Below are 25476 nucleotides of genomic sequence, written 5' to 3'. Positions count from 1 at the left end.
ATGAACCTTAAACTTACCGGTAACCATGTAGAGATTACTGATGCCATGCGTGATTATGTCACTTCAAAAATCAGTAAAATTAAACGCCATTTTGATCATGTCATTGATGTCAGCGTCATTCTCTCGGTTGAAAAGCTTAAGCAAAAGGCTGAAGCTAATGTTCATATACGCGGTAAAGATATTTTTGTCGAGACCGACAGCGAAGACATGTACGCATCGATTGATAGCCTGGTTGACAAGCTGGACCGGCAAATCCTCAAACACAAGGAAAAGAATCTTGAACGGCGCAATCACGGCGCACTGAAAGATCAGGATCTTGAACAATAAGATGTTGCGGCATCATGCGGTTTTAGCATGACCCGCGGCATTATCATTTAGAAGAAAGTATTCCATTTTCCATGAATCAAATTTCGCAATTGCTGCCATTGACCAATGTCATTGTCAATCTTGATGTCAGCAGCAAAAAACGTGTTTTTGAACAAGCTGGATTGTTATTTGAAAATACGAATCAAATTGCGCGCAGCCAGGTTTTCGACAGCCTGTTTGCGCGTGAAAAACTCGGTTCAACCGGATTAGGACAGGGTGTTGCTATCCCGCATGGCCGGATCAAGGGATTGCGCGAAGCGATCGCTGCACTGGTGACCATGAAGGAGGCGATACCGTTTGACGCGCCCGATGGTCAACCGGTCAATATTGCCTGTATTTTGCTGGTTCCGGAAAAAGCCACTGACAAGCATTTGCAGATTCTAAGCGAGCTGGCGCAAATGTTCAGCGATAAGCAGTTTCGTGAGAGCATCCTGAAATGCAAGGATGCCGCCGGAATCCATAAGCTCATTACCGACTGGGAACCCAATGTCGCGAATTAGTATTGCACAGCTTTTCGAGGATAAAAAAGACAAACTCAAACTGACCTGGATCACCGGTCAAGCAGGCGCTGCGATTGAGCTCAGCGATGAGGAAATCGCGCAATCGGGTCAGGGTATGATCGGCCATTTGAATTTCATTCATCCCGATTGGATTCAAGTCATCAGTAGCGATGAAATTCATTATCTGAACAAGCTGGAAGCCGCTTCACTGGAGAAAAAGATCAATCAGCTCACGCAGATTAATCTGGCCTGCATCATCGTCGCGGATAATGCCGAAGTGCCGCCGCCGATCTATAATATGGCGAGCGCAAACAATATTCCGTTGCTGCATTCGCCTTATCCCGGCCTGGAAGTGATCTGGCTGATCCGCACCTATCTGAGCACCGCGCTGGCGCCATCGTGCAGTCTACATGGCGTGCTTCTGGATGTGCTTGGCATGGGCGTGATGATCACCGGCGAAAGCGGGGTCGGTAAAAGCGAATTGGCGCTGGAATTGATCAGCCGCGGCCATGGCTTGGTTGCGGATGATGTAGTGGAATTACGCCGTATTGCACCGGAAACATTGGAAGGCCGCTGTCCGCCGATGCTGCGGGATTATCTGGAGGTGCGCGGTCTGGGCATGCTGAACATCCGCACCATTTTCGGCGAAACGGCGGTGCGGCGCCGCAAAAACATGAAATTGATCGTGCATTTGCAAAATAGCGGCGGATCAAGTTCAGGCCAGTTGGAGCGCCTGCCGATCAGCGATCTCACCGAAAACATTATGAGTGTGGATATCCGCAAGGTTGTCATTCCCGTCGCGGCTGGCCGTAATCTGGCCGTTCTGGTGGAAGCGGCAGTACGGAATTATGTATTGCAATTGCGCGGCATCGATGGCACGAAGGAATTCATTGAACGCCACGAACGTGAGATGAATAACGAATTAGCCGATAAGAATTAATTCCGGCGCGGATTAATTCTTACGCATTTATTTTTCTCAGCCTTTCCGGGAGTGACCTCCAAGTCAACACGGATGTTATGAACAATCCTCAAACAATTACCTTGGCGTTGACGGGTGCATCGGGCATGCCGTACGGTATTCGTTTGCTGGAAATGCTGTTGCGGGAAGGTAAACAAGTCTACCTGCTGTATTCCAAAGTGGCGCAGATCGTTGCACAACAAGAAATGGATCTGGCGCTGCCCTCCAGCGCCAAGGAAACGGAAGCTTTCTTTAACCGCCGTTATCAGGTGCCGGATGGGCAGCTGCGGGTGTTCGGGCGCGAGGAATGGTTTGCGCCGGTTGCTTCCGGTTCTAACCCGGCCGATGCGATGGTGATCTGTCCTTGCACCATGGGTACCATGGCTGCGGTCGCTGCCGGTTTGAGTCAGAATTTGATCGAACGCGCAGCCGATGTCATGTTAAAGGAACACCGGCCGCTCATTATTGTCCCGCGGGAAACGCCATTTTCCGTCATTCATCTGGAAAATATGCTCAAACTGGCGCGAAGCGGTGCGGTTATTTTGCCAGCCAATCCTGGTTTTTATCATCATCCGCAAACGGTGCAGGATTTGGTGGATTTCGTCGTGGCGCGTATTCTGGATCACCTGGGCGTCAAGCATGACCTGATTGCGCGCTGGGGAATGGGTAGCTGACGCTCGCTATATTCTCCGGTTGTTACTCAGGCGCATCTTGCAGTATCGAAGCGGGCATTAGCTGATGATCCTTAGTGCGAAAAATTCCTGCTTCGGTTACCACATAGTGCATCGAAATGTCGTGTGCCTGCGGATAAATACTATCGAGCCGTTGCAGCTCAAAAGCCACGCCAATGGTCAGCGGCTGGCGTTCGTAAGTAGCTAGGGTGCGGTCAAAATAGCCGCTGCCGTAACCTAGCCGGTAACCATGCTGATCAAACCCGACCATCGGTATCATCAAGGCATCCAACCGGACAATCGGGGTTTCCAGTGGGACCGGAATACCGTAAGCGCCGTTTTTCATCGGTGTATCCGGCGACCACTCGCGGAAACAAAGTGGCTCGTTTTTGCCGGTTATTTCCGGCAAAGCCAGGATGGCGCCCTGCTGCAAACAATACTGAGCGATCGGGCGAGGATCGTATTCGCCACGAAATGGCCAATAAATCCCGATGATCATTTTTTGCGGCTGCGGCAAACCTTGCTTGAGAAAGCCGGTAATGGCCTGGCTCCATTGCTGGTGGATTTCTGCCGGTATGGCTTCGCGGGCCGCGATTAATTGCTTGCGCTGCTGTTTTTTCCATTCCGGTAAATTGTCCATAATCCTTGACCTAAATATCCGCAGTTGGGCGATCAGACACAAAGTTTTGTTTTAACAGTTTTCTGACCGGCGCCGGAATGCCTTGTTCAAGCGCATCAGCCGGGTTGATCCAGATTGATTCCGTTTTTGTAATCCCGGAATTCGACACAACATGCAGCAAACGCGGATGAATGCGCAGTTTGAAATGCGTAAATTGATGATCCAGAACCGGTAACTCAATCGGCGAGTGAGCCTTGACGCCAAGCTGATGCTCGCAATAATGAATCGCATCGGTAGCGGTTTCGATTTCCGGAGGGCACCACAATGCTCCCCAAATACCTGAAGAAGCTCTTTTTTGCAAAAGCAATTTCTGCTGCCACATCAGCAATAAAAATACGGTTTCTTTTTGTGGCAGCGCCTTACGGGGTTTGGCAGCCGGTAATTGATCCACACGTTGTTCCTGATATGCAGTGCACTGTGACCGTAGCGGGCAGACTTCACAGCGTGGAGTTGTGCGTATGCAAACCGTAGCGCCCAGGTCCATGAGTGCCTGCGTATAGGTTTCAATCGCACCGTCGCCGTAGTCAACGGGTAGTGATGCTTCCGCTTTTTCCCACAGTAGGCGCTGAACTTTGGTTTCTCCCGGATAACCGCTAATGCCGAAATAACGCGTTAAGATTCGCTTAACATTGCCATCCAGAATCGCTTCGCGCTGGCCAAAAGCAAAAACGGCGATAGCAGCGGCGGTGGATCGCCCGATTCCCGGCAGTTGCTGAATAATTTCCCGCGTCGCGGGAAATTGGCCTTGATGATCTTGCATAATCCTTTGAGCCGTCCGATGCAGATTGCGCGCGCGCGAGTAGTAGCCAAGTCCGCTCCACAAAGCCAGCACCGCATCGAGCGGCGCTTGTGCCAGGCTTGCAACGGTTGGGAATGTCTGCATAAACCGGGCGTAATAAGGAATGACTGTATTGACTTGTGTCTGCTGCAACATGATTTCAGATAGCCAAATTGCATAGGGATCGCGACTCCGTTGCCAAGGCAAGTGGTGACGACCATGGTCGTTATGCCAATGGATGAGCCGGGATGCTATGAACGACATGAGAACTCAAATGCGCTGGAGCGGATGACCTGGAGAAGCTGTCATAAATGCTATGTGGCGATCACTCTTTGGCAAGATTTACGGGAAAATAACTTCGCTGAATTTGGCATTGGGGGTTAGCACTTCCATTTTGGCGAGATGGATTAATTCGACTTGTTGCCGCGAATCGCTATCGATCACCAGACATTCATGTTTCTCGGGGGAGTTGACAATATCGATGGCTTTTCCTTCGATAATTTGATCGTTTTTTAAGATGAGTTTCAGCCGGTAGCCGTACATGCAAGCAACTTCCACAAAATCATGAAGATCGCATGAAATTGCGTCTTGAGTCATGGTGATAAATCCTTAAATGATAGTATGAGGGCATAATATACACGATACTAAGGCCGCAAAATCAAATTATGGAAATTCTAAAAACACTGGCTTTATTCATCGTTACTGCGCTCGCTGAAATAATCGGCTGTTATTTGCCGTACCTCTATTTGAAAGGAGGCAAGCCGTTCTGGTTGCTTTTTCCCGCAGCGGTCAGCTTGGTGATATTTGTTTGGTTGTTGACACTGCATCCACAAGCGGCTGGCCGTGTTTATGCCGCTTATGGCGGTGTTTATATCTGTGTGGCGCTGATGTGGTTGTGGGCGGTCGATGCTATCCGCCCGGCAATGACGGATTGGATTGGAGTAGGTATCTGCTTGATCGGGGTAATCGTTATTATGTACGGAAGACAACTGGGCCGGTATTTATAGCAAAACTGACTGGCGTATTCCGATGCTACAAGTTGTTTCAAACGATTATTTGACTTTTCTTATTTGTTCCTGCTTGATGATATAGCGTTGGATCATCGCTTCCATGCTGGCTGTCAGCTCGATAAACTGACACCCTGCGCGCATGCAATTTTGTCCGTTGCGTAAAGTGATTTCATAGGTGTTCTTTACCTGAATGTTGACCGTAATCGTGCCAATATCGGGAAGAGAAATTTTGCAATCGCTATAAATCATACCTGGATCAAAATTGATGATTGGATGATGATCAATCACGGCGATTCCACCGCAGCTGATATCGAGCAATGCCACTTCAGCATTGGCGGATTGATCTTTCCCCGGAATTGGAATGACGCATTTAAGGGGTTTGGCGATGGGAGTGGTAATGCGGAAGTGATTTCTTCTTTGTATGCGTAACAGTGACTTAGGAATATTGACCGCAAAAGCATCTTTACCGTCAAACTGAATTTTTCTGATTTGATCACAAATAAATTCTATTTTTACTCTATTTTGCGTGGTTACAAAGACCAATGCTTTGGAATGCAGTGTTTTTTGACAATGTTTGTCATCGATCCCGTAATCAATCACCATTTCTTTTTTATTCGCATCGATTGCGAGAATTGAAGTCAAAATAAAATCACTGGCGTAATCGGGATAGAGCGTGATTAATGAATTTGTTTGCATAATCCCCCGCAGAATAAAAAGAATATCGATTTCCGAATGGATGCGGAAATTTTCGCTCATTTCTTCTCGAGAGAATTGAGTGGGTGTAAATACGGTAGGCTCTTCGGCGACTTGATCGGATGTATGCAACATTTTTAGTTCTCCAGAATTTTCTGTGTAATCTTTTTGTTCAGGCTATTTGCGGTTGAAGTTGCTTTGCCTTGCTCCAATTTGTAAAGCCATGCTAATAATTCCGCGACAGCGAGGTAGAGTTGGGGCGGAATTCGATCGTCAAGGTTGACTTGCATGAGTAGCGCGACCAATTCACTCGATTCGTGAACATAGATTCCGCTTTCTTTGGCGCGTTTTATAATCTCTTGGGCAATCAGACCGCGGCCTTTGGCAACTACTCTGGGAGCAACTTGCCCTTCGCGATAAGCGAGTGCAACCGCAGTAAGATAAGACTCATTTTCCATCATACTCGACCTCTACTGCGCGAATATTTAACCCTGCGGATTGCATGCCGGTGGCGAGCGGTAATTGATTACCTTTCAATAAACCGGCAGTATCTAATTGCGCAGCGTTCAGTTTGATGCTGATGCCATTTGCATTCAGCGCAATGCTGGCGGTAATATCACCCAGTTGCGGCATCGATAAACGAAGCTGTGTACGCCACTGCGCTGCTTGATCGAGCTCATTTTCCTGCGCCTTTTCGTCTGCGGGCTGTTCATAAATATCCCATTCCATCGACTGGCCTTGCCAGACTTCGCCCCGCCAAAGCAGATGACCGGTCTCCAAAGTGGTCAGCTGTTGTTGCACTAGCGGAATTGCCTGGGCGTGCACCGGCATCTCCGGACTTACCGAAGCTTGTACAGCCACTTTGGCAGTAGATAAATCAGCCGCAACCAGCATTAATTTTCCTTGGGGTTCTTGCTGCAAGTTTTCAAGTGTATTTTCTCCATTAACCCATTGTGCTTGGTGTGATTCATAGAATAAACCACTTTGAACAATTGCTTTTTGTAATAAACTGGGTAAATCAGTGCTATTTATTGGTGTACTGGTCAGGATAGGAGCGGAGCTGCTGAGTGATTGTGTGGCCGGGGTATTCGGTGCGTTTGCAGGTGCTTGACTTAGGATGTTTTGCATCAGCGCTCCCAAGAAACGTCCGGTGGTGCTTATGGATGTATTATTTGTTTCACTATCTGGCGGTGTATCGCTCAAAGCCAGAAACTCAAGCTTCGGTTCATTTGAAATGAAAACGAGCTGCAGTTTGTTACCCGGTTGAAAATTTTCAGGCAAGTGCATTTGTAATGACCTGCCTGCAACCAATACCCGTGAATCACCATTCAATAAGCGGGACTCAACTAGCGCTTGATACTTTTGACCTTGTATGAACTCTGCGGGAGAGGTTTGTGAATCGAGTATCGCCGTTACGGGCGTAACGGGGGCGGTTGGCTTGATTTGATTTGAAATTGCGGCTACATCTGTTTTAATTATGGTCGGAATCACGACAACTCATCTTCAATCTAAATAATGAATTGGAAGAATTCTGAGTGCGGCATATTGTTTCTATGTGTATTTATAGATTGTTAACAGGTTGATAAGCTAGTTGAAGGTCGCGTGTACGACTATTCGTGTAGAGCATATCTTGCAGTTTCATCATCCATGGTTCTGTGATCGCTCTGATTTGCGCATCATCAGCCAATATTTGATGGATAATTTTTACTTTCTTTTGAAGTAATTCTTCGTCTAATATGGGTTCCTGATCATTTTCAATAAGTACTTCGGTTAATTGTCTGCATTCCTGTTCCAATTGTATTAATTGATCCCACTCGCTATTTTGCGCTGCTGCCAGCATTTTTCCAGTCGTTGCTAAAATAGCATCATATGTTTTCAGTGTTTGTACACTATTCATTTATCTTTGTACCCTTATTTTTATTACAGAATTGTGAGCTAGACTGCGACTGCTTTGATTGCAGTTTGTGTTTCACCGGTTTGTCCAATTTCTTTCCAAGCGCCATGCAATTCAGATAGCAATTTGCTGACCTCATTGACAATTTCAAGATTATTCTGGATATTGGCAACTAGAAGCCGATATGCCATGTAATCGTACAGTGCTTGAAGCTTAACTGCTAAATCACCACCGGCATTCATATCCAAGCTTGCTTTCAGGCCGTGATCAATAATCATGATAGCTTTTGAGATCATTTGACCTTTTTCGGCAATTTCATTGTGGTGCATGTGCATTTTTGCTTTTGCCAAGGCTTCTTGCGCACCTTCGAATAACATCAAAATAAGCTTGTGCGGATCGGCCGATTCAATTCCTGTTTCAACGCCAACACGTTGATAAGCGGATATCGCACTATTCATGGTTGTATACATTCTGTACTCCTTTATTTATTGACGAGACTGGTTACTAGTTATTCTGATTTTGGCAATCTGGATAATTGCTGTTGTAAAAAATTGCTTGTTTGCGTCATGCTGGCAATGGTTGTATCCAATGCGGTAAATTGAGCGCGTATTCGTTTTTCTGTGTCAGCAAGACGCTGAGTTAGAGCTTCTCGTTGTGTGCCTATATCTTTGATAGATGAATTTATACCATCTATGCGGCTATCAAGGAGTTGGCCGTTTAGCATTCCTCCCACCAATTTATTCAATTTCGCTGCAAAACCATGCGCGAAATCTATATCCCCTCTTGCACCTGTGCCACCTCCAGTTATTTTGAGTATGAGCCCGCTGCTATCAGCGGCGCCAGTTAGAGTTTGACCAGAACCTGTTGCCGTGATGCCATTTATCGTGCCGACTACGTTTACTCCCGCAGTTTCAACGGGTGTGCCGAATAGATCCGATTTACCATTTCCACCCGTTATGGATACGGTTGAGGCGGAGCCATAACGATCCGAGGTAATAGCTAGATTTCCAGCAGACTGACTGACTGTTACTTTGATTCCTGCAGAGGAAATTGCAGACGAGCCATTAATTCTCGATTGAATCTCAGCTGCCAGAGAGGTTGCTGTATAAGTACCGGCTGCAAGGGTTATATTGGCATTAACGCCATCAATGGTGAGATTCAGCGAATCATTAACCCCAGTATTGATGGTTAATGCTGCTGCGGTGCCGCCTACTGCGGTGCCTTGTGTTGCAATTTGGCTGATATTCAGTGCATATTTGCCATTGACGGTTTCGGGTTTAGCGCTGGTAAATGAAACGAGGCTGTCGCTGGTTTTCCCAACAGAGGCAAATAGAGTTGAGATGTCTTTGGTTGGATCATTCAGTGCTTTTGATAGCTTGGCTGAATCCAATTTAAGTGTTCCATCTGACTGAAAGGAAATGCCGGTTTCTGATAATAAGCTTAAACCCCCACCCGCAGTAGTCAATGGATCGGAAATTGCATTACGTATTTGTGTTTGAATTGATCTAACTGTTGAATCCCCGGTTAAAATTGATGCTTGCTTTGTTGCTGCATCATATTTCGAGAGACCAACGATCGTTTTATTTAAATCATTAAAGGATTTTACAAATGATGACACAACATTCTGGATACCCGCTGTATCTCGCGATAAATTTAAGGTAGATGTGGTGCCAGGATTTGCTTTTAATAAATTTAATGTGACACCCTCAATAGCATCCGTAATATTGTTTGATGCTTTGCTGATTGAGATACCATCGATAACCAGTGTGGCATTGCTAGCAGCTATAGTTTGAGTCAGGTTAGTCGTCCCACCAGTCGATGCATCGTAAACAAGCTGGGAGAGTCCGGTGTTATCCGTATTGTTCCCATCGGTATCAGTCGCAGTTATTTTCAGAGCATTACTTAAACCAGTATCTTGAGACGCAACAACTAAGCGATTGCCTGTTCCATCATTGACTATACTGGCGGTTACTCCCGCATTGGCTTGATTAATTGCATCGCGAATACCGGATAGCGATGAATTGCTTGGGGAAATGACAATAGACTGTGCGGCTTTATCCGGATTAAGTGTAAATGCACCGCTATTGTATGTGCCAAATTGTATCGTTAAAGTGCCGCTGCCGACCGTGGCGCTGGTGTTTGCAAAGTTAGCCGATTTTAATTTTTGAGCTTGAGCGAGTGTCTGAATTTCTACAGAATGACTTCCTGTGACCGCTGACGATGATGCGCTTGCATTGGCCAATGTTGTATCAGAGAAATTAGCCGTTACGGCGGTAAATTTTGCCGGATCGGACAGTGCCACAAGGTTGCTTTGAAATGACGATAATGCTCCCTTCAGGGTACCAAAAGCGGTTAACCGGGTTTGCTGTTTAGCTTCTTTGGCATCGAGAGCGGCAAGCGGCTGGCTTTCCGCCTTCATTAACTGACTGACTATGCCATTGACATCTAAGCCTGATCCAATTCCTGGAGATGAAAGCATTTTTGGGCTCTATCCAATATGATTGTAATTATGCTTTTCCGTTGAATAACAATCCTTGGACTTTGTCTAAGGTGCGGGCTATTTCAACAGCTTCTTCTGATGGAATCTGGCGGATAACTTCTTCAGTATGCACATCCATTACTTTAATAATTGTTTTCCCGGTATCCTCATCAATCGAAAATCGCAAGTTGTGTGCCAAGTTATCTACAGTACCTTGAATTTTTTGGACGGCCTGTTTAACTTGATCTTCGGATTTCGGGCTGTTATTAACTTTGGAGCCTGTGGTTGAAACTGGCGATGCAGTTACATCCGCATTAGATATGGATGATTTTCGAGATGTCGATAATGGCGGCGAAGATGGTGGAAGTGCGCCGATAGTATTTATTTGATTGATAGTCATGTTGTAACTCCTTAAAGTTGATAGAAACGCGAAATATTTCTTGAATTTCGCGCTCTATCAGCTTTATTTAATACGAAGTATCATCTGTTACGATCTGTTTAGCGTAATAATGATAGAACGTTATTGGGTAGTGAATTTGCTTGCGCCAGAATCGCTACACCTGCTTGTTGCAGAATTTGTCCGCGTGTTAGGTTGGCAGATTCTGCGGCAAAGTCAGCATCTTGAATCCGGCTGCGAGAAGCAGAAAGATTTTCCGACGCTGTTTGCAGGTTTGCAATGGTTGAACTGAAACGATTCTGAATTGCGCCCAAATCACCACGTGAACTATTGATGGCTTTTAAAGCTTCATCCAATGTTTTAATTGCTGTTTGTGCGTTGGTTCCGGTAGAGATATCCAACGTGGCAACAGAGTTAAAAGAACTGGAAGTGGCACCAAATACATCAGCATTTCCACCGCTGACAGATATTTGACCACCAGCACTAGCGAGTTCAACAGTACCCGTAGCAATCGTAGAATCGGTTGCTGCACCGCCTGTTAATGTGGTTGTGGTTGCACCAGCAACGACATTGGCTGTTTTTGTTGCGCCAGTATTATTAAAGTCCTGGATTCCAATGTCCCTACCATCAGCTGTCGTCAGTGTAATAACTGATTTGTTGGTCGGGGATGCAAATGAAGCGGTAACACCAGTCAACGATTGCAATCCATTGATAGCAGAAGCCAAACCACTTAGATCCGAGGTGTCAGTAACCGTGGCGGATACAGTGTTGCCGTTTAAATCGAAGGATACTGTACCGGCGGAAGCAATACTGCCTAATGTTGCGCTATTGGTGGCTGTTGCCGTAATACCTATGCTGGAAGCAGAAGCATTAATGGCGGCGGCTACCGCTTTTGCGTCAGATCCTACTGCGTAACCAATATTGCCTGTGGCTCCTTTATTATTGGAAAGCACCAAGGCAGCCTCAACCGTAACGCCATTACCTGCTGAGTTATCGGCACCGGCCGCAGTTGTTGTGTTTACAGCAGTTCCATTGGTAGTCAATATATGGCTGCCTAATGCAGTGGCGCGTGCATCTGATATCGAAGAAATATTAATGGTTTGATTTGCATTAGCGCCGACCTGGAAGCTTTGGTTTAGGAAAGAGCCATCCAGCAAGTTCAGACCGTTAAATTGAGTCTGACTGGCGACACGGGTTACCTCAGCACTTAATTGAGCGGCTTCAGCTTGTAGTGAGGCGCGATCACTGGCACTATTAGTTGCATTGGCGGACTGTACTGCCAGTTCGCGAATACGCTGCAAGTTGTTGCCAATTTCACCAAGTGCACCTTCAGCAGTTTGCGATAGAGAGATGCCATCGTTCGCGTTACGTACAGCTTGGTTTAAACCGCGAATTTGTGAAGTCATCCTTTCCGAAATCGCCAGACCTGCAGCATCATCTTTGGCGCTATTGATACGTAAACCGGATGATAAACGTGTCAATGATGTATTCAGCGCGGTTTGTGATGTATTTAAGTTACGTTGTGCATTTAATGAGGCTACATTAGAGTTAATGATTTGTGGCATTTGGGTTCTCCTTTTTGATAACTATTTGTTTTGGCATAATTGCCATTTACGACGTTGGCTGCCCTGCAATCCAAGAGGGTGTGTAACCACCGTTGATTGCAGTTATCGGAAATCATTTTGAAAAGTTTAGGATTTTACTTTCATGGTTTTTGTCCAATTGATTGGTTAATATGAGCTATTCATGGTGTAAAATGATTTTCTCTCGTAAAATTATCTTGTAAAATTGGGAATATATTCAGTTGTTTAATTTGACAAGTTAAGAGAAGTTATATGCTATATCGACTTCAACCGGTAATATGCTGAGATGATTAATGAAGAGAAATTGAACATACTGATGGTCGAGGATTCCGAGAAGGATATCGATCGGGTGTTGCAAATACTTTCGCAAGGCGGTTTTAAGACCGATTGCCTGTGTGTCACTACGGCTGAGGCTCTGCATGAAGCACTGATGACCCGGGATTGGAATGTAGTGCTATCGGATTATGATTTACCTCGATTGAGTGCTCAGGAAGTTTTGCAAGTCATAAAAAGCAAAGAGCTCGATATACCGCTGATTATCATATCCAGTCACGTAGGTGAGGAAGCAGCAGAACATATCATGGCTTTAGGTGCTTATGATTTCATGATGAAATCAAATCTGGCTCGATTGGTACCGGCAATCCGGCGCAGCTTGCACGAAGTTGAGAATTATCAGCGTTTCATTACCACACAAACTGCTTTACAGAAGAGCGAAGCGCTTTTTCAAGTGATCACCTCCAATCTTCCTGGCGTGGTATTTCAATTTTTATTATCGGGTAAACATCAGGCAAGTTTTCCTTATGTAAGTGATGCCAGTGAGACATTATTGGGATTGCCGCCCCAGATGCTGATGGATAGACCGGAACTGTTTCCGGAATTAATCTTGCAAGAAGACAAAAAAACTTATCATCAGCTAATGGTTACCTCTGCAGAGCAGTTATCAACCTGGAACTGGGAGGGCTGTATTCAGGTTAAAGGTGATAGTGATATCAAATGGATCAGCCTGCGTGCGACGCCCAGGAGAGTGTCGGATAATGCAACACTCTGGGATGGCATCATGATTAACATTACGCGCAATAAGCTGGCGGAGAGAGAAATCGCGCGCTCCCGCGAACAGCTGGCGGAATTATCGTCTTATTTGCAAAGAGTCAAAGAACAAGAGCGTGCGCGTATTGCGCGCGAAATTCATGACGATATCGGTGGCACATTAACCGCCATTAAATGCGAGTTGTTTCCCTGCATGGATTCAACGGCCAGAAAGCAGGAATTTTATCAACAAAAAGCAAAATCGATCGAATCGCTTGTGGATCGGGTGATTGATAGCACCCGGCGGATTTCGCTTGATTTACGTCCGGGGATTTTGGATTGCGGCATAGTAGCGGCTGTTCAATGGCAAGCAAAAGAATTCAGTGACCGGAATGGCATTGCCTGTAAAGTTTCGTGTGAAGAAGATGAGATATCGTTAGACTCGGATTTGGCAATAGCGATTTTCCGTGTTTTCCAGGAGGCGCTGACAAATATTTCCAAACATGCCAACGCTTCCCGGATACAAGTGAAGCTCATTGAATTAGAAGGATTGGTTTTACTTGAAGTGATTGATAATGGCCGCGGTATTACCGATATCGATATGGAAAAGCAGGATTCATTCGGAATACGAGGCATGCGCGAGCGTTGTCAGCAACTGAAGGGCAATTTTCATATATCTGGAGATAAGGGAAAAGGAACGAAAGTGACGATTCTCATACCTACAGGTAACCCGGAATATCAGTCCGGGCATGTGATTGGACTGGAGAGTGAATTGGAACGGCCGGTACAACTAGAAACAATGAAAAAGAAAAAGAAGGTTTCTCGGCTCTAGAAGCCGGAGGTATCCATGATAAGTGTGATGATTGCTGATGATCATGCAATTGTTCGTCAAGGTCTAAAACAGATACTGAGCGAAACCGATGACATCAAAGTAACCGGTGAGGCAGAGACGGGATTTCAAGCAATCAAGATTGCACGGCAGCAAGATTTCGATGTCATGCTACTGGATATTTCTTTACCGGACAGAAACGGTATTGAAATTTTGAAGCAAATAAAGAAAGACAGGCCAAGTCTGGCCGTTCTCATGCTCAGCATGCATAACGAACACGAATTTGCAATTCGCGCACTGAAAGCAGGTGCATCCGGCTATCTCAATAAACAAAGCGCGCCCGCTCAACTGGTAGTGGCAATCCGCCAAGTAGCTGCCGGTGATAAGTACGTGAGTCCGGTGGTGGCGCAAGAACTCGCGAACATCATTAACACGGATGTCGACAAACCCCTCCACACCACGTTATCCGACCGGGAATATCAAACCTTATGTTTTATTGCCGCGGGTAAAACATTGTCAGAGATATCGGCTGAGATGTTCCTTAGCCCCAAGACAGTCAGCGTGTATCGAGCCCGTTTGCTGGAAAAACTCAAGTTAACTAATAATTCTGAGCTCATTCGCTATGCGATTAAAAATAGATTGGTCGACTGATTTCTCATTGTTGTCGCGGGAAGCCAATTTTTAATCTATTTTCGGGCTTTCTCATCGGATCAGGATTAAGAATTCTACGGCTTGGCCGATACTTTTGAACTCTATGAACTGCTGCTGATATAGTAATTAATTCTGGCCAATTTTATGAAGCAATTAAAAGACTCCAATCCAACCATCATAGCCCGTGAAACGCTGCGGCAGCTTGCAACGCTTAGAATTCCTCCGACTCCTGACAATTATCATAAATTGTATAACCAGATTTCAGGTAACCCGGAAGGAAATACCAATTCAGCGGTTGCGGGTTCAGCAAGTCTCGAATTGCCCATAGAGAATACAATCATTGATACCGTTCCAGCTTGGGGAGAGACAATAGAAACGCTGTTAAAGCAACTGGAAAGCAAGCATGGCACGCTGACAACCGCGAAGAAAAAAGAGGGTGTGAATCGGGTTCTAACCAAGTTCTCGAAAGATTCAAAACAATTGCACAACAAGCTAAAAGCGCTGATCGATTCATGGGGTGCATTGGCTGCTGCGTCGCAAGAATCAAGTACTGTGATTGAAGTGGAAGATGCGATTGCACAAACCGGTGTGGATCAGGAAGGTGTGCGATCCAAGCCAGCCGCCGTGGAGTCAAGTCATTCGGTCAATCATTTTACTGATCAGCTGCTGGAGCTGCTGGCCCAAGTGCTAGAGCAAGTTGTTGCCGCGCAAGTAGATGATATTACGCTGGCGGATGAAGCCAAAGTGCTGGCTCATCAAGTTCGCAAGATTAAAGAGACGCAGGAAATGGAGCGGTTTACTGCGGAGTTCAAACAATTCTGCCGCAGGTTTGATGAATATGGTGAGAGTGGCCGGAGATTGCAGCAGGGATTGCTCAATCTGCTCAATATGCTGATGAAGAGTACCGGTGAATTGTTGGCTGAAGACCAATGGGTTGGCGCGCAGATCAATAAACTACGTGAAACGATATCCAGACCGCTGGATTTTCAAGTCATCGAGCAAGCAGAGCACTATCTGGCAGAAATCACACAGAGGCAGGAAATTATCCGGCGTAACTTGAGTGAAGCCAAGCTGACACTGAAAAAGATGGTGACTTCACTGATCACCAATATCGAAGAACTCAGCGATACGACTGGAGGATATCAGGAAAAGCTTGAACAATATTCCGAGATAATCAGTAAAACGGATGATATAAAAGAGCTGAATCAACTGCTGGTGCAGATCATGGAAGAAACCAAGCAGATGCAAAAAAGCGCACTCAATTACCGTAATGATTTTCTGGCGGCGCGTGCTGAAGTGAGTCTGGCGCAAGATAAAATCAATCAACTCGAAACCGAGTTGCAGGAAATGGGCGAAAAAGTTCATGAAGATCATTTGACCGGAATACTGAACCGGCGTGGTTTGGATACCGCTTTTGAGCGGGAGACTTCCCGGTCAATACGCCATAAGACGCCATTGTGTTTTGCCTTGCTGGATATTGATAATTTCAAACTGTTGAATGACACGCATGGTCACAAAGTTGGTGATGATGCCCTGGTTTATCTGGTTGAGTCCGTTAAGGACACAACACGTCCCGAAGATGTCGTGTCACGCTATGGCGGTGAAGAGTTTGTGATTTTGCTGCCGAACACAAGTCTTGAAGAAGCGACTCAGATTCTATCCAGAATCCGGCGCAATCTAACCAAGAAGTTCTTCCTGCATGAGAATAAGCGCTTACTTATAACTTTTAGCGCCGGTATTGCACAGTTGCAAGCGGACGAATCTCAGGAAAGTGTTTTCAAGCGAGCCGATGAAGCTTTGTATCGTGCAAAGAAAGGCGGTAAGAATCAAATCCTCATCGCTGATTAGTTTTGTAACATTCTGTTAGTCATAGTATTTATACTTTCTGTCGGTAAATAGCACCGATTTCCCTTTTTATTCATTCAATCCATTCGCAGGCTGCTCTGTTAACGTTGTTGACATGGCAGTCTATACCGGAATGGGTTCTCCTTCGCAATCCAACGAATTATCCCCTGAACTGGCGTAGTCTGGCATTTAATGATGTCAATTGAGGAGGATAGCCATGCAAGAAGCTACTAAACAAAAAAGAATGCTGAGATTGGTTAAATCAACAAATGCTATTAAAAGTGAGCAGAAACCTATGATTGATTCTGAAGACTATTACAAGCAAGTGGAACGATATGCCGAGCAGATTCGTAAAACAAATAACGCTGATGAGATCATCGGGATTCTTGACATTGTGTTATCAGAAACCCGGGGATTGAGATTTAGTGATGAAGTTTTCACTGCGCAAGAGCAAGTAAAGCGCGCGGAACAGAAGATTGAATCTCTGAAGAGTGAGCTGGAGCAGTTAAGAGGTCTGGTGCAAACGGATCAAATGACCGGTGCATTCAATCGCCGTGGTTTAGAGGATATTTTTAAGCGTGAAGCCGCTCGGGCAGACCGTAATGCGCAATCATTAGGGGTCGTGCTGGTTGATCTGGATAACTTTAAACAGATCAATGACAACCTTGGCCATCAATATGGCGATAGTGTGCTGATCAATTTTGTTACCGTAGCCAAAGAAACACTACGGCCTTCCGATATTGTGGCGCGTTTTGGCGGAGAAGAATTTGTCATCTTGTTGCCCGATGTCGAGATGCAAGATGCGCTGACTGTTATTCAACGGATACAAAATAACTTGACAAAGAATTACTCAATCCAAGCGGATAACCAAATATTACCGATAACGTTTAGTGCCGGTGTCGCGCTTCGTTCGTTTGGCGAGCATCAAAACTCAGTCATAAGTCGCGCTGATAAGGCGCTTTATCAAGCGAAGCGCACAGGCAAAAATCGCGCTATTCCTGCATTGATCTAATGAACTTAAACAAAATTCTCATGAATGAGTGTTTTGCTGTGATCAAGCTGGGAATTGGATCAATAGTGTGGACGAGTAAGAAAAAATACTTAAGAAACGTGTAACGCAGCCGATGAGTTAAAACTTTTATACAAAAAATATGAATTAACGCGGGAGGATAAATGGAAGGTTTTTTTCTTGGGCGGCAGCCAATTCTAGATCGTAATCAAAATCTTGTAGCATTTGAGTTACTGTTTAGACAAGAAGAAACTGAAGAGTCGGTCAGAATTACAGATGATTTATCCGCATCAGCAAATGTCATAATCAACGCTTATTGTCAGTTAGGAATCCAGAATGTATTAGGGAAGCAGCGTGGTTTTATCAACGCCGATCCTGAGTTGGTGATGAGTGACATTATCAGTTTATTGCCTAGTAAGCATGTCGTATTGGAAATAAAAGAAACAGCAACGGTAACACCGGAATTTATGCAACGCTGTAACGAGCTGAAGCAAAAAGGCTATCAGTTTGCGTTGGACAATATTGTTGAAATGAATAGCAAGGTGGAACAATTACTGCCTGTGGTGAGTGTGGTGAAAGTAGATGTGCTCGCACTTGAGCAAAATGTGCTCACAAAGTTGGTTGCTGAATTAAATCGCTGGCCGGTATTGCTTCTGGCACTGAAAGTGGAAAGCCGGGAACAAGAGAAATACTGCATGCAATTGGGTTTCCAGATGTTCCAGGGCTATTATTTCGCAAAACCTGAAGTAATGACGGTAAAACGTGCCGATCCAGGCAAACTTTCTTTGCTGAAGCTACTGACATTGGTCATGGGTGACAGTGATATCGAAGAACTTGAACGGGAGTTTAAGCATCAGCCTGGTTTAAGCTACAACCTGATGCGCATGGTAAATTCAGTTTCAAGCGGATTGCCTCAGAAAATTAATTCAATCAAACATGCAATCATGATCTTAGGGCGTAAGCAACTGCAAAGATGGATACAACTGTTGCTTTATACCGCCAATCAATCCGACGATAGTATGTCGAATGCATTAATGCAAACAGCAGCGGCACGTGGGAAATTGATGGAGTTGATCGCAACAGCGGAACGTCCTCATGACAAAAATCACCAGGAAAGAGCATTCATGGTGGGAATACTATCGCTGCTAGATGTATTGCTGGGCATTGAAATGCAACAAATCACTGACAGGCTGGGAATTCCGGATGATATGAGCCAGGCACTATTGACCCGGGAGGGGCGTTTAGGTCAGGAATTGAAACTCATTGAAGCCAATGAAAAAGGTGAGATTGCTGCAATTCAATCGATTCTGTCGGAGTTGGGTTTTTTAAGTTTAAGCGAATTAGCTGATATCGAGATACAAGCGATTGAATGGGCAAATCGGATTGGTGAGGCAGCTAATTAAAATGAAGCATTATCTATCGAGAAAAAGCGTTGGTAGCTGACTTTTGGTCAGTACACAACGTAGTTTTTTATTTCTTGGATACTAAAGTTATTCTAGTTAATGTCGTTAACCTATTGAGTGTAAATAATTTTGTTTTTTAGTGAAAACCGTTGATAGGTACTCATCGAAACAAATTCCTTAGTTTTTGTGAGCTGGGAGTATAAGCAAACAGAGATTAATAAGTAGCCAGTTTGCTGAGTTGAATGGCAGTTTAATAGCTTCGATCAAGATGAGCGACGAGGAGAGAGTTATGGCTGAGCTGCAAGCAGCTGAGGGCAAATCTGATAGCCAAGTAACACATCAATCAGCGTTGATGGAGCGGGATGGTGAGTTATGTAATGCTGAAGCTGATGAATACTTTATGAATATCAAGGAAGAATTAAATCAGGTCGACCGGCTTGTAAGTGATGCGGTTAATAATCTGGTTATTAATTTTGGCTATATCAGTAATTTGACGAAATCACATCATGATATGGTTTTGGCTATTGAAAAAATGGCAGCACCTGAAGGAAGTAAACCCATATTGGAATTGCTAGAAAAACAAATGGTTATCGCCGATAAGATCGAACAGGAATTGGAGATGGCTGTTACCTCATTACAGTTTGGTGATTTAGTAACGCAATTGCTTGCACATACTACGCGCCAAGTGGAGGCATTGAATATTGAACTACAACGCATTGAGCGACAGGGAAGCTGGAAAGAAAATACGGGTAAAAATACGTTAGGCACAATACATGAAGGGATTTCTAAAGCAGTGAATATGGCAAGAACTAAAAGTAAGAGAAAGCCAGTTGTGCAGCAAGGTATGCAGATGGGTGATATTGAGCTGTTTTAGTATGCATATTTTTATCAAACAAATTAACAATATTAGCAATAGGAGTGAGATCAATGGCTAAGACAATACTTGCAGTGGATGATTCTGCTTCCATCCGGCAGATGGTTGCTTTTACGCTTAAAGGCGCCGGATATGAAGTCATTCAAGCAGTCGATGGTCAAGATGCATTAGATAAAGCTAATTATCATCAGGTTAATTTGGTGTTAACTGATATCAATATGCCACGAATGGACGGGCTGAAATTACTGGAGTTACTCCGTAAATTGGCGCACTACAAAAATATTCCTATCTTGATACTAACGACCGAATCCGGTGATGAAATTAAAGCAAAAGGCAGAGCGGCAGGTGCTACTGGTTGGCTCGTAAAGCCATTCGATCCGAAAAGATTACTGGAAGTAATCGGAAAAGTAATTGGTTAGATATTGATATCCCAAAGTGGGTTAATTGGTTGCCGATAGCATACTTATTTGGAAATTTAAGTACTTACTGCTTCTATTTTCTCGCTTCTTTAGGGTGTTAGCCTAACAACTCAACGTGAAACAGGTTATCTATGAGTACAGATCTCGAACAGTTTTATGAAATATTTTTTGAAGAATCCTCAGAATTGCTTGCGGACATGGAGGCGTGCCTGCTGAGGCTCGATGTAAATTCGCCCGATTTGGAAGATTTGAACGCTATATTTCGTGCAGCGCATTCTATCAAGGGTGGAGCTGGTACTTTTGGTTTTACAGATATGACGGAGATGACGCATATGTTGGAGACATTGCTGGATAGATTGCGCAAAGGGGAGCTTGCAGTACGGAGTGAGATGGTGGATGCTTTTTTGAGAGCCGGTGATGTCATTAAGGCGCAACTAGCAGGTCACCGTGGAGAAGGTGAAGCGGATCCCGCAGTTGCGGCGGAAGTTTGTGAAGAACTGAAAAAACTGAGTGATGAAACACAAGTTTCGGCACCACCTTTTGAAACCGTGGCGGATTCTGGCATTGGAGTGGAAGCTATCCCTGTAGAGACCGATATTGGGAGATCATCTAATGTTGCGATTAGCGAAACTGAATCAGAAAGTGACGTAGCGAAACTAACGTATTGCATAGAGTTCTCCAGTACCGGGATGGGTGATGCGGCAGTTGGAAACTTATTTGCTAACTTGAAACGCTTAGGTAGTCTTGAAGATGCAACCTCGGCAGGCGGGAAAGATCATAAACTGAAACTTACGACCGCCAGTAGCGAAGAAGATGTTTGGGAAACGTTGGCATTTGTTGTCGATCCGGCAAACTTAAAGATCGAGGTTGCAACTCAGTGTGTTGCAGGTACTACAGAGATTGTGGAGCCTCATTCTAGTGAGGAGGATTCTGTTGCAGAACCTTTTGCCGATGAAGATGAGCTTTCAATAGCAAGTATGCCGCCTGCGCCTGGCTATGGTTTTTTCCCTGGAGCCCCAGCCGCACCCAAAGATGTCGATGACTCAGAATTGCAGCTGAGTTCAGCGCCTCAGCAAAACATCCATAGTAATAAGAATGAAACACAGAACGTGACGAATAAGCCTTCCAGCAAGGCAAGCGCATCGGCTTCCGCCAGCGAAACTTCATCGATTCGAGTCAGCATAGAAAAAGTTGATCAGATGATCAACCTCGTGGGTGAATTGGTGATTACCCAGGCAATGCTGGCACAGACGGCGTCACAGCTTGATCCTGTGGTTTTTGAGAAATTGCTTAGTGGAATGAGTCAGTTAGAGAGGAATACGCGAGATCTTCAGGAGTCTGTTATGTCAATCCGAATGATGCCGATTAGCTTTGTATTCAGCAGATACCCGCGTGTTGTGCGCGATCTGGCGGCAAAATTAAATAAACGTGTTGAGCTGAAAACTGTCGGTGAAAATACTGAACTCGATAAAGGTCTTATCGAGAAAATCGCCGACCCGTTAACTCACTTGGTAAGAAATAGTCTTGATCATGGCATCGAAGTGGCTGAGAAGCGTATTGCGGCGGGCAAACCCGCGCAAGGCACGATTACATTACGTGCTTTCCATCAAGGTGGCAGCATTGTTATAGAAGTCAGCGATGACGGTGCGGGTTTAAATCGAGGAAAAATTCTCGCCAAAGCCAAGGAACGTGGCTTGCCAGTGAGTGATGGCATGTCTGATCAAGAAGTTTGGTTGCTGATTTTTGAGGCAGGTTTTTCTACCGCTGAAACAGTTACTGATGTATCTGGCCGCGGTGTGGGTATGGATGTTGTGAAGCGTAATATTCAAGGTATGGGCGGGCGCATTGATATTGAGTCGGCACTCGGTGTGGGTACACGCATATCGATTCGATTACCATTAACGCTGGCAATCCTCGATGGGTTATCAGTGGCAGTTGGAGATCAGATGTTTATCGTGCCGCTCAATTATATTATCGAATCTATGCAACCGACAGCTGCTGATATTAAGACGGTAAGTGGTCATGGCCGGGTGGTGCAGGTGCGTGGCGAATATCTTCCTGTGATTGCATTGCATGAAATTTTCAACTTACATCCTAATGTGACGGCGGTGCATGAAGGAATTCTGGTGATTCTTGAAGCTGAAGGTCACAAAGCAGCCTTGTTTGTGGATGACTTAATTGGGCAGCATCAAGTTGTGATTAAAAGTTTGGAAAGTAACTATCGCAGAGTACAGGGGGTTTCAGGTGCGACGATTATGGGCGATGGTAAAGTCGCACTTATTCTGGACACTGCTGCGCTTGTGTTGGCATGCCAACAAGAAATGGTATAGATCGATTGGATAGTTGATATTTTTATACCAAGATAACTTATTAATCAGGAGTGTTTACCATGTCTCAAGAGCAAGCAGCGATTACTACTTCTAATGCAGTCAATCAACATACCAGTCAAATGGCGAATGAATTTCTGACATTCCGGTTAGGAAGTGAGGAATACGGTATAGAGATACTAAAAGTACAAGAGATAAGAGGCTATGACGCGATAACGCAGATAGCGAATGCTCCGGAATTTATCAAAGGAGTAGTTAATTTGCGCGGAATAATCGTGCCGATCATAGATATGCGGATTAAATTCCGGCTGGGAAATGCAACGTACGACCAATTTACCGTAGTGATAATTTTGAACGTGGCCGGCCGGGTGATGGGGATAGTTGTGGATGGCGTATCGGATGTGATCACACTAGGGCTGGAGCAAATGCGTCCTGCGCCGGGATTAGGATCGGTGATTGATACGGAATATATCATGGGACTGGGGACTGTAGACGAACGCATGCTGATATTGATTGATATCGAAAAAATGATGAGCAGCAGCGACATGGGGTTAATAGAGCAAACGATCAATTAGAGAATAGTTGATTCGGAGCGGAGATCTTAAGAAGAAACGAGGCAGGCAATTGGTGATTGTTAAGTTACCGGTTCACGTATGGGACTGAAGAAAGCAGTAAGAAATTGGGTGCAAAATTCGCTACTGGCATAAAGATTATGCCTTCGAATTATCTGCTCCATAGAGGGTGTAAATAATTTTGTGTAAATGGTCATATGGCAGGAAACTGCTTATATATTTTTGGAGTAAAAATGACCACACCCAACCCCCTGCCGGCCGGCTTAATTGATAGCCTGCTGGCCGATTACAAAAAGCCAGAAGATTTAATCGGTGAGCATGGTCTTCTCAAGCAACTCACCAAAGCGTTGGTTGAACGTGCCTTGCAAGCAGAAATGGCCGATCATCTTGGTCACGATAAGCACGAAACGGTAGTCAATGCCACTGGCAATACCAGAAATGGTAAAAGCCGTAAGACCCTGAAAGGTGAATTCGGTGAGTTACCCATCGAGATCCCCCGTGACCGTGAGGGCAGCTTCGAGCCTCTGATCATTTCCAAGCATCAGACCCGCTGGGCGGGCTTTGATGACAAGATCCTCTCGCTGTATGCCCGTGGCATGACAGTGCGTGAAATCCAACAGCACCTCACTGAAATGTATGGCGCCGAAGTATCGCCTACGCTCATTTCTACGGTCACTGATGGCGTAATGGATGAAGTGAAGCAGTGGCAATCCCGGCCTCTCGATGCGGTGTATCCTGTGATCTATCTCGATTGTATCCATACCAAAGTTCGTGACGCTGGTAGCGTTCGTACCAAAGCGATTTACCTGGCGATCGGCATTAACATGGAGGGCCATAAAGAAATACTGGGCTTATGGATTGCTCAGACCGAGGGTGCCAAGTTCTGGCTCAGCGTTGTCACTGAACTCAAAAATCGTGGCGTGCAAGATATCTTTATCGCCTGTGTCGATGGCTTAAAGGGCTTTCCCGAAGCGATTGAAACCGTCTATCCACATGCCATTGTACAACTCTGTATCGTGCACATGGTTCGTAACAGTCTCAACTACGTCAGCTGGAATAAACGCAAGGAAGTAGCTGCTGATCTACGTTTGGTCTATAGCGCCGCCACGATTGATGAGGCTGAGCACGCGTTAGCCGGCTTTGAAGATAAATGGAACAATGCTTATCCACCGATCGCCCGATCTTGGCGCAATAACTGGCAACGCATCATTCCATTCTTCGACTACCCGCCTGAGATACGGCGCATTATTTACACCACCAATGCGATTGAGTCAGTCAATATGAGCCTACGCAAAGTCAGCAAAAACCGTGGATCGTTTCCCAACGATGAAGCCGTGATCAAATTGTTTTATTTGGCTCTCAGCAATATCGCCAAAAAATGGTCTATGCCACTAAGAGATTGGAAACCGGCACTAAACAGGTTTACTATTCAATTTAACGAAAGAATGCCTCGGCATTATTAACCACCGTTTACACAAAATCTAGGACACCCCCGCTCCATATTAGCAATAGATATAACTAATTGTATATCATTGTTTACTCAATATATTAATATATTCTGTCTGATGAATAGTGGTGAAGCTCCAGAGTCTGATACTGTAAGGAATGACAGTAAAGCAGTATTTGTTAGAATTCAAATGGATACATTATGGAAATGATTTTGGGTGGTGATGAAAGCTCTGATAGCAGGATACGTGAGTATGCTTTTACTCAGGCTGATTTTGAACGCATCAGAAAACTGATATATAACCATGCAGGCATCTCACTTTCCAAAGGCAAGCAAAATATGGTTTATAGCAGACTTGCCCGGCGTCTGCGTGCCAACGGTCTGACGAGTTTTCATGAGTACCTTAATTTTCTGGAACGTGGCAATCCTGAAGAGTGGGAAGCGTTTACAAATGCTTTAACAACTAACTTGACAGCTTTTTTTCGCGAACAGCATCATTTTCCGATTCTTGAGAAGCATGTAGAGAAGCGCAAGAATCAGGGCAAAATTCAACTCTGGTGCAGTGCATCGTCAACCGGTGAAGAGCCTTATTCAATGGCGATGGCGATGGTGCAGGCATTTAAGACATTTTCACCTCCAGTGCACATTCTGGCAACGGATCTGGATACCAATGTTCTTGCAAAAGCACAGTTGGGTATTTATTCATTGGATAAGCTGGAAAAAATACCCCAAGAAAAACTTAAACAATTTTTTCTTAAAGGCAAAGGGCATAACGCCGGATCGGCGAGAGTGCGTCCTGAATTGCGGAATATGATTACATTCCGGCAACTGAATTTGCTTGATGAAAGCTGGCCGATTCGCGGTCCTTTTGATGCGATATTCTGTCGTAATGTAATGATTTATTTTGATAAACAAACTCAATATAAAATTTTGAAAAAATTTGTGCCACTTTTGGCACCGGATGGATTGTTGTTTGCTGGTCATTCAGAGAGCTTTCAGCATGCAGTTGATTTGTTTAAATTGCGTGAGAAAACCGTTTATGAGTTAGCTAATAAACAGAGGTAAT

At 45.0% G+C, this 25476-nt stretch carries 27 protein-coding genes; 16 read left to right on the top strand and 11 right to left on the bottom strand.

Going from position 1 to position 25476, the window contains the following annotated elements; translation table 11 throughout:
• The 4 genes from hpf to R2103_RS10425 all read left to right on the top strand — a co-directional run bounded on the left by hpf (position 1) and on the right by R2103_RS10425 (position 2498).
• A complete protein-coding gene (gene hpf / locus R2103_RS10440; RefSeq protein ID WP_317531342.1) occupies positions 1-327 on the top strand; it encodes a ribosome hibernation-promoting factor, HPF/YfiA family in 327 nt (108 codons plus the stop codon).
• A gap of 71 nt (positions 328-398) precedes the next feature.
• Positions 399-866 (top strand): PTS sugar transporter subunit IIA, encoded by a 468-nt coding sequence (locus R2103_RS10435; RefSeq protein ID WP_317531341.1) that lies wholly within the window; start codon positions 399-401, stop codon positions 864-866.
• Positions 853-1806, top strand: coding sequence for an HPr(Ser) kinase/phosphatase (gene hprK / locus R2103_RS10430; protein ID WP_132428131.1), 954 nt, complete (start codon positions 853-855; stop codon positions 1804-1806). Before R2103_RS10435 ends, hprK begins: the two co-directional genes overlap by 14 nt.
• 77 nt (positions 1807-1883) lie before the next feature.
• The gene (locus R2103_RS10425) at positions 1884-2498 is read left to right on the top strand and encodes a flavin prenyltransferase UbiX (protein ID WP_317531340.1); all 615 of its coding nucleotides are present in this window, start codon (positions 1884-1886) and stop codon (positions 2496-2498) included.
• A gap of 22 nt (positions 2499-2520) precedes the next feature.
• Here R2103_RS10425 and R2103_RS10420 read toward each other — a convergent pair whose 3' ends face one another.
• The 3 genes from R2103_RS10420 to R2103_RS10410 form a co-directional block, all read right to left on the bottom strand.
• Entirely contained in the window at positions 2521-3135 is a 615-nt protein-coding gene (locus tag R2103_RS10420) for a 5-formyltetrahydrofolate cyclo-ligase (protein WP_317531339.1), read from the bottom strand.
• Positions 3136-3145: 10 nt separating this feature from the next.
• Complete coding sequence (gene mutY, locus R2103_RS10415; protein ID WP_317531338.1) at positions 3146-4216, bottom strand: A/G-specific adenine glycosylase; 1071 nt, start codon at positions 4214-4216, stop codon at positions 3146-3148.
• Between the two features lie 78 nt (positions 4217-4294).
• On the bottom strand, positions 4295-4549 hold the full coding sequence (locus R2103_RS10410) for a Rho-binding antiterminator (protein WP_317531337.1): 255 nt from the start codon (positions 4547-4549) through the stop codon (positions 4295-4297).
• A gap of 68 nt (positions 4550-4617) precedes the next feature.
• On the opposite strand from R2103_RS10410, the gene R2103_RS10405 reads away from it, so the two are divergent.
• Positions 4618-4959, top strand: a complete 342-nt coding sequence (locus R2103_RS10405) for a YnfA family protein (RefSeq protein WP_317531336.1) — start codon at positions 4618-4620, stop codon at positions 4957-4959.
• 45 nt (positions 4960-5004) lie between these two features.
• Here the strand turns inward: R2103_RS10405 and R2103_RS10400 are convergent, their stop codons facing one another.
• The 8 genes from R2103_RS10400 to R2103_RS10365 all read right to left on the bottom strand — a co-directional run bounded on the left by R2103_RS10400 (position 5005) and on the right by R2103_RS10365 (position 11990).
• The gene (locus tag R2103_RS10400) at positions 5005-5790 is read right to left on the bottom strand and encodes a flagellar brake protein (RefSeq protein WP_317531335.1); all 786 of its coding nucleotides are present in this window, start codon (positions 5788-5790) and stop codon (positions 5005-5007) included.
• 2 nt (positions 5791-5792) lie between these two features.
• Positions 5793-6116, bottom strand: coding sequence for an EscU/YscU/HrcU family type III secretion system export apparatus switch protein (locus R2103_RS10395; RefSeq protein ID WP_108698705.1), 324 nt, complete (start codon positions 6114-6116; stop codon positions 5793-5795).
• Positions 6103-6783: a flagellar hook-length control protein FliK gene (locus tag R2103_RS10390; protein WP_317531334.1), complete on the bottom strand. Its 681-nt coding sequence runs from the start codon at positions 6781-6783 to the stop codon at positions 6103-6105. Before R2103_RS10390 ends, R2103_RS10395 begins: the two co-directional genes overlap by 14 nt.
• A 433-nt stretch (positions 6784-7216) precedes the next feature.
• Entirely contained in the window at positions 7217-7552 is a 336-nt protein-coding gene (locus R2103_RS10385; RefSeq protein ID WP_317531333.1) for a flagellar protein FliT, read from the bottom strand.
• A gap of 38 nt (positions 7553-7590) precedes the next feature.
• Entirely contained in the window at positions 7591-8019 is a 429-nt protein-coding gene (gene fliS, locus R2103_RS10380; protein ID WP_132428147.1) for a flagellar export chaperone FliS, read from the bottom strand.
• A 38-nt stretch (positions 8020-8057) separates the two neighbouring features.
• Positions 8058-10028: a flagellar filament capping protein FliD gene (gene fliD, locus R2103_RS10375; protein WP_317531332.1), complete on the bottom strand. Its 1971-nt coding sequence runs from the start codon at positions 10026-10028 to the stop codon at positions 8058-8060.
• Between the two features lie 28 nt (positions 10029-10056).
• The gene (locus R2103_RS10370) at positions 10057-10428 is read right to left on the bottom strand and encodes a flagellar protein FlaG (protein WP_317531331.1); all 372 of its coding nucleotides are present in this window, start codon (positions 10426-10428) and stop codon (positions 10057-10059) included.
• A gap of 98 nt (positions 10429-10526) precedes the next feature.
• Complete coding sequence (locus R2103_RS10365; protein ID WP_317531330.1) at positions 10527-11990, bottom strand: flagellin; 1464 nt, start codon at positions 11988-11990, stop codon at positions 10527-10529.
• A gap of 304 nt (positions 11991-12294) precedes the next feature.
• Here R2103_RS10365 and R2103_RS10360 point away from each other — a divergent pair, with 304 nt between their 5' ends.
• The 11 genes from R2103_RS10360 to R2103_RS10310 all read left to right on the top strand — a co-directional run bounded on the left by R2103_RS10360 (position 12295) and on the right by R2103_RS10310 (position 25475).
• Positions 12295-13866 (top strand): histidine kinase, encoded by a 1572-nt coding sequence (locus R2103_RS10360; RefSeq protein WP_317531329.1) that lies wholly within the window; start codon positions 12295-12297, stop codon positions 13864-13866.
• Positions 13867-13881: 15 nt separating this feature from the next.
• Complete coding sequence (locus R2103_RS10355; protein ID WP_107803953.1) at positions 13882-14514, top strand: response regulator transcription factor; 633 nt, start codon at positions 13882-13884, stop codon at positions 14512-14514.
• Positions 14515-14658: 144 nt separating this feature from the next.
• Complete coding sequence (locus R2103_RS10350) at positions 14659-16362, top strand: diguanylate cyclase (RefSeq protein WP_317531328.1); 1704 nt, start codon at positions 14659-14661, stop codon at positions 16360-16362.
• 292 nt (positions 16363-16654) lie between these two features.
• The gene (locus R2103_RS10345) at positions 16655-17371 is read left to right on the top strand and encodes a GGDEF domain-containing protein (RefSeq protein ID WP_317531327.1); all 717 of its coding nucleotides are present in this window, start codon (positions 16655-16657) and stop codon (positions 17369-17371) included.
• Positions 17372-17532: 161 nt separating this feature from the next.
• Positions 17533-18771, top strand: coding sequence for an EAL and HDOD domain-containing protein (locus tag R2103_RS10340; RefSeq protein ID WP_317531326.1), 1239 nt, complete (start codon positions 17533-17535; stop codon positions 18769-18771).
• A 289-nt stretch (positions 18772-19060) separates the two neighbouring features.
• On the top strand, positions 19061-19645 hold the full coding sequence (locus tag R2103_RS10335; RefSeq protein WP_317531325.1) for a hypothetical protein: 585 nt from the start codon (positions 19061-19063) through the stop codon (positions 19643-19645).
• A gap of 53 nt (positions 19646-19698) precedes the next feature.
• Positions 19699-20064 (top strand): response regulator, encoded by a 366-nt coding sequence (locus R2103_RS10330; protein WP_090318542.1) that lies wholly within the window; start codon positions 19699-19701, stop codon positions 20062-20064.
• A 131-nt stretch (positions 20065-20195) separates the two neighbouring features.
• Positions 20196-22394, top strand: a complete 2199-nt coding sequence (cheA, locus tag R2103_RS10325; RefSeq protein ID WP_317531324.1) for a chemotaxis protein CheA — start codon at positions 20196-20198, stop codon at positions 22392-22394.
• 59 nt (positions 22395-22453) lie between these two features.
• Positions 22454-22966, top strand: coding sequence for a chemotaxis protein CheW (locus R2103_RS10320; protein WP_317531323.1), 513 nt, complete (start codon positions 22454-22456; stop codon positions 22964-22966).
• 230 nt (positions 22967-23196) lie between these two features.
• On the top strand, positions 23197-24426 hold the full coding sequence (locus R2103_RS10315) for an IS256 family transposase (protein WP_317531322.1): 1230 nt from the start codon (positions 23197-23199) through the stop codon (positions 24424-24426).
• A gap of 185 nt (positions 24427-24611) precedes the next feature.
• Positions 24612-25475 (top strand): CheR family methyltransferase, encoded by an 864-nt coding sequence (locus tag R2103_RS10310; protein ID WP_317531321.1) that lies wholly within the window; start codon positions 24612-24614, stop codon positions 25473-25475.
• Position 25476 lies beyond the last annotated feature (1 nt).

The organism is Nitrosomonas sp. Is24 (assembly GCF_033063335.1).
Lineage (GTDB): Bacteria > Pseudomonadota > Gammaproteobacteria > Burkholderiales > Nitrosomonadaceae > Nitrosomonas.
The sequence above is the reverse complement of the archived record's forward strand: the minus strand, read 5'-3'. Positions and strand labels throughout refer to the sequence as shown.

Excerpts from the sequence above, each read along its gene's own strand:
- R2103_RS10410 (WP_317531337.1), bottom strand. The coding sequence starts at position 4,549 with ATGACTCAAGACGCAATTTCATGCGATCTTCATGATTTTGTGGAAGTT.
- cheA (WP_317531324.1), top strand. The coding sequence starts at position 20,196 with ATGAGTACAGATCTCGAACAGTTTTATGAAATATTTTTTGAAGAATCC.
- R2103_RS10310 (WP_317531321.1), top strand. The coding sequence starts at position 24,612 with ATGGAAATGATTTTGGGTGGTGATGAAAGCTCTGATAGCAGGATACGT.
- R2103_RS10335 (WP_317531325.1), top strand. The coding sequence starts at position 19,061 with ATGGCTGAGCTGCAAGCAGCTGAGGGCAAATCTGATAGCCAAGTAACA.
- R2103_RS10435 (WP_317531341.1), top strand. The coding sequence starts at position 399 with ATGAATCAAATTTCGCAATTGCTGCCATTGACCAATGTCATTGTCAAT.
- R2103_RS10420 (WP_317531339.1), bottom strand. The coding sequence starts at position 3,135 with ATGGACAATTTACCGGAATGGAAAAAACAGCAGCGCAAGCAATTAATC.
- R2103_RS10370 (WP_317531331.1), bottom strand. The coding sequence starts at position 10,428 with ATGACTATCAATCAAATAAATACTATCGGCGCACTTCCACCATCTTCG.
- R2103_RS10355 (WP_107803953.1), top strand. The coding sequence starts at position 13,882 with ATGATAAGTGTGATGATTGCTGATGATCATGCAATTGTTCGTCAAGGT.
- hprK (WP_132428131.1), top strand. The coding sequence starts at position 853 with ATGTCGCGAATTAGTATTGCACAGCTTTTCGAGGATAAAAAAGACAAA.
- R2103_RS10340 (WP_317531326.1), top strand. The coding sequence starts at position 17,533 with ATGGAAGGTTTTTTTCTTGGGCGGCAGCCAATTCTAGATCGTAATCAA.
- fliD (WP_317531332.1), bottom strand. The coding sequence starts at position 10,028 with ATGCTTTCATCTCCAGGAATTGGATCAGGCTTAGATGTCAATGGCATA.
- fliS (WP_132428147.1), bottom strand. The coding sequence starts at position 8,019 with ATGTATACAACCATGAATAGTGCGATATCCGCTTATCAACGTGTTGGC.
- R2103_RS10390 (WP_317531334.1), bottom strand. The coding sequence starts at position 6,783 with ATGCAAAACATCCTAAGTCAAGCACCTGCAAACGCACCGAATACCCCG.
- R2103_RS10385 (WP_317531333.1), bottom strand. The coding sequence starts at position 7,552 with ATGAATAGTGTACAAACACTGAAAACATATGATGCTATTTTAGCAACG.
- hpf (WP_317531342.1), top strand. The coding sequence starts at position 1 with ATGAACCTTAAACTTACCGGTAACCATGTAGAGATTACTGATGCCATG.
- R2103_RS10400 (WP_317531335.1), bottom strand. The coding sequence starts at position 5,790 with ATGTTGCATACATCCGATCAAGTCGCCGAAGAGCCTACCGTATTTACA.
- R2103_RS10425 (WP_317531340.1), top strand. The coding sequence starts at position 1,884 with ATGAACAATCCTCAAACAATTACCTTGGCGTTGACGGGTGCATCGGGC.
- R2103_RS10365 (WP_317531330.1), bottom strand. The coding sequence starts at position 11,990 with ATGCCACAAATCATTAACTCTAATGTAGCCTCATTAAATGCACAACGT.
- R2103_RS10395 (WP_108698705.1), bottom strand. The coding sequence starts at position 6,116 with ATGATGGAAAATGAGTCTTATCTTACTGCGGTTGCACTCGCTTATCGC.
- R2103_RS10360 (WP_317531329.1), top strand. The coding sequence starts at position 12,295 with ATGATTAATGAAGAGAAATTGAACATACTGATGGTCGAGGATTCCGAG.
- R2103_RS10315 (WP_317531322.1), top strand. The coding sequence starts at position 23,197 with ATGACCACACCCAACCCCCTGCCGGCCGGCTTAATTGATAGCCTGCTG.
- R2103_RS10330 (WP_090318542.1), top strand. The coding sequence starts at position 19,699 with ATGGCTAAGACAATACTTGCAGTGGATGATTCTGCTTCCATCCGGCAG.
- R2103_RS10405 (WP_317531336.1), top strand. The coding sequence starts at position 4,618 with ATGGAAATTCTAAAAACACTGGCTTTATTCATCGTTACTGCGCTCGCT.
- R2103_RS10320 (WP_317531323.1), top strand. The coding sequence starts at position 22,454 with ATGTCTCAAGAGCAAGCAGCGATTACTACTTCTAATGCAGTCAATCAA.
- mutY (WP_317531338.1), bottom strand. The coding sequence starts at position 4,216 with ATGTCGTTCATAGCATCCCGGCTCATCCATTGGCATAACGACCATGGT.
- R2103_RS10350 (WP_317531328.1), top strand. The coding sequence starts at position 14,659 with ATGAAGCAATTAAAAGACTCCAATCCAACCATCATAGCCCGTGAAACG.
- R2103_RS10345 (WP_317531327.1), top strand. The coding sequence starts at position 16,655 with ATGATTGATTCTGAAGACTATTACAAGCAAGTGGAACGATATGCCGAG.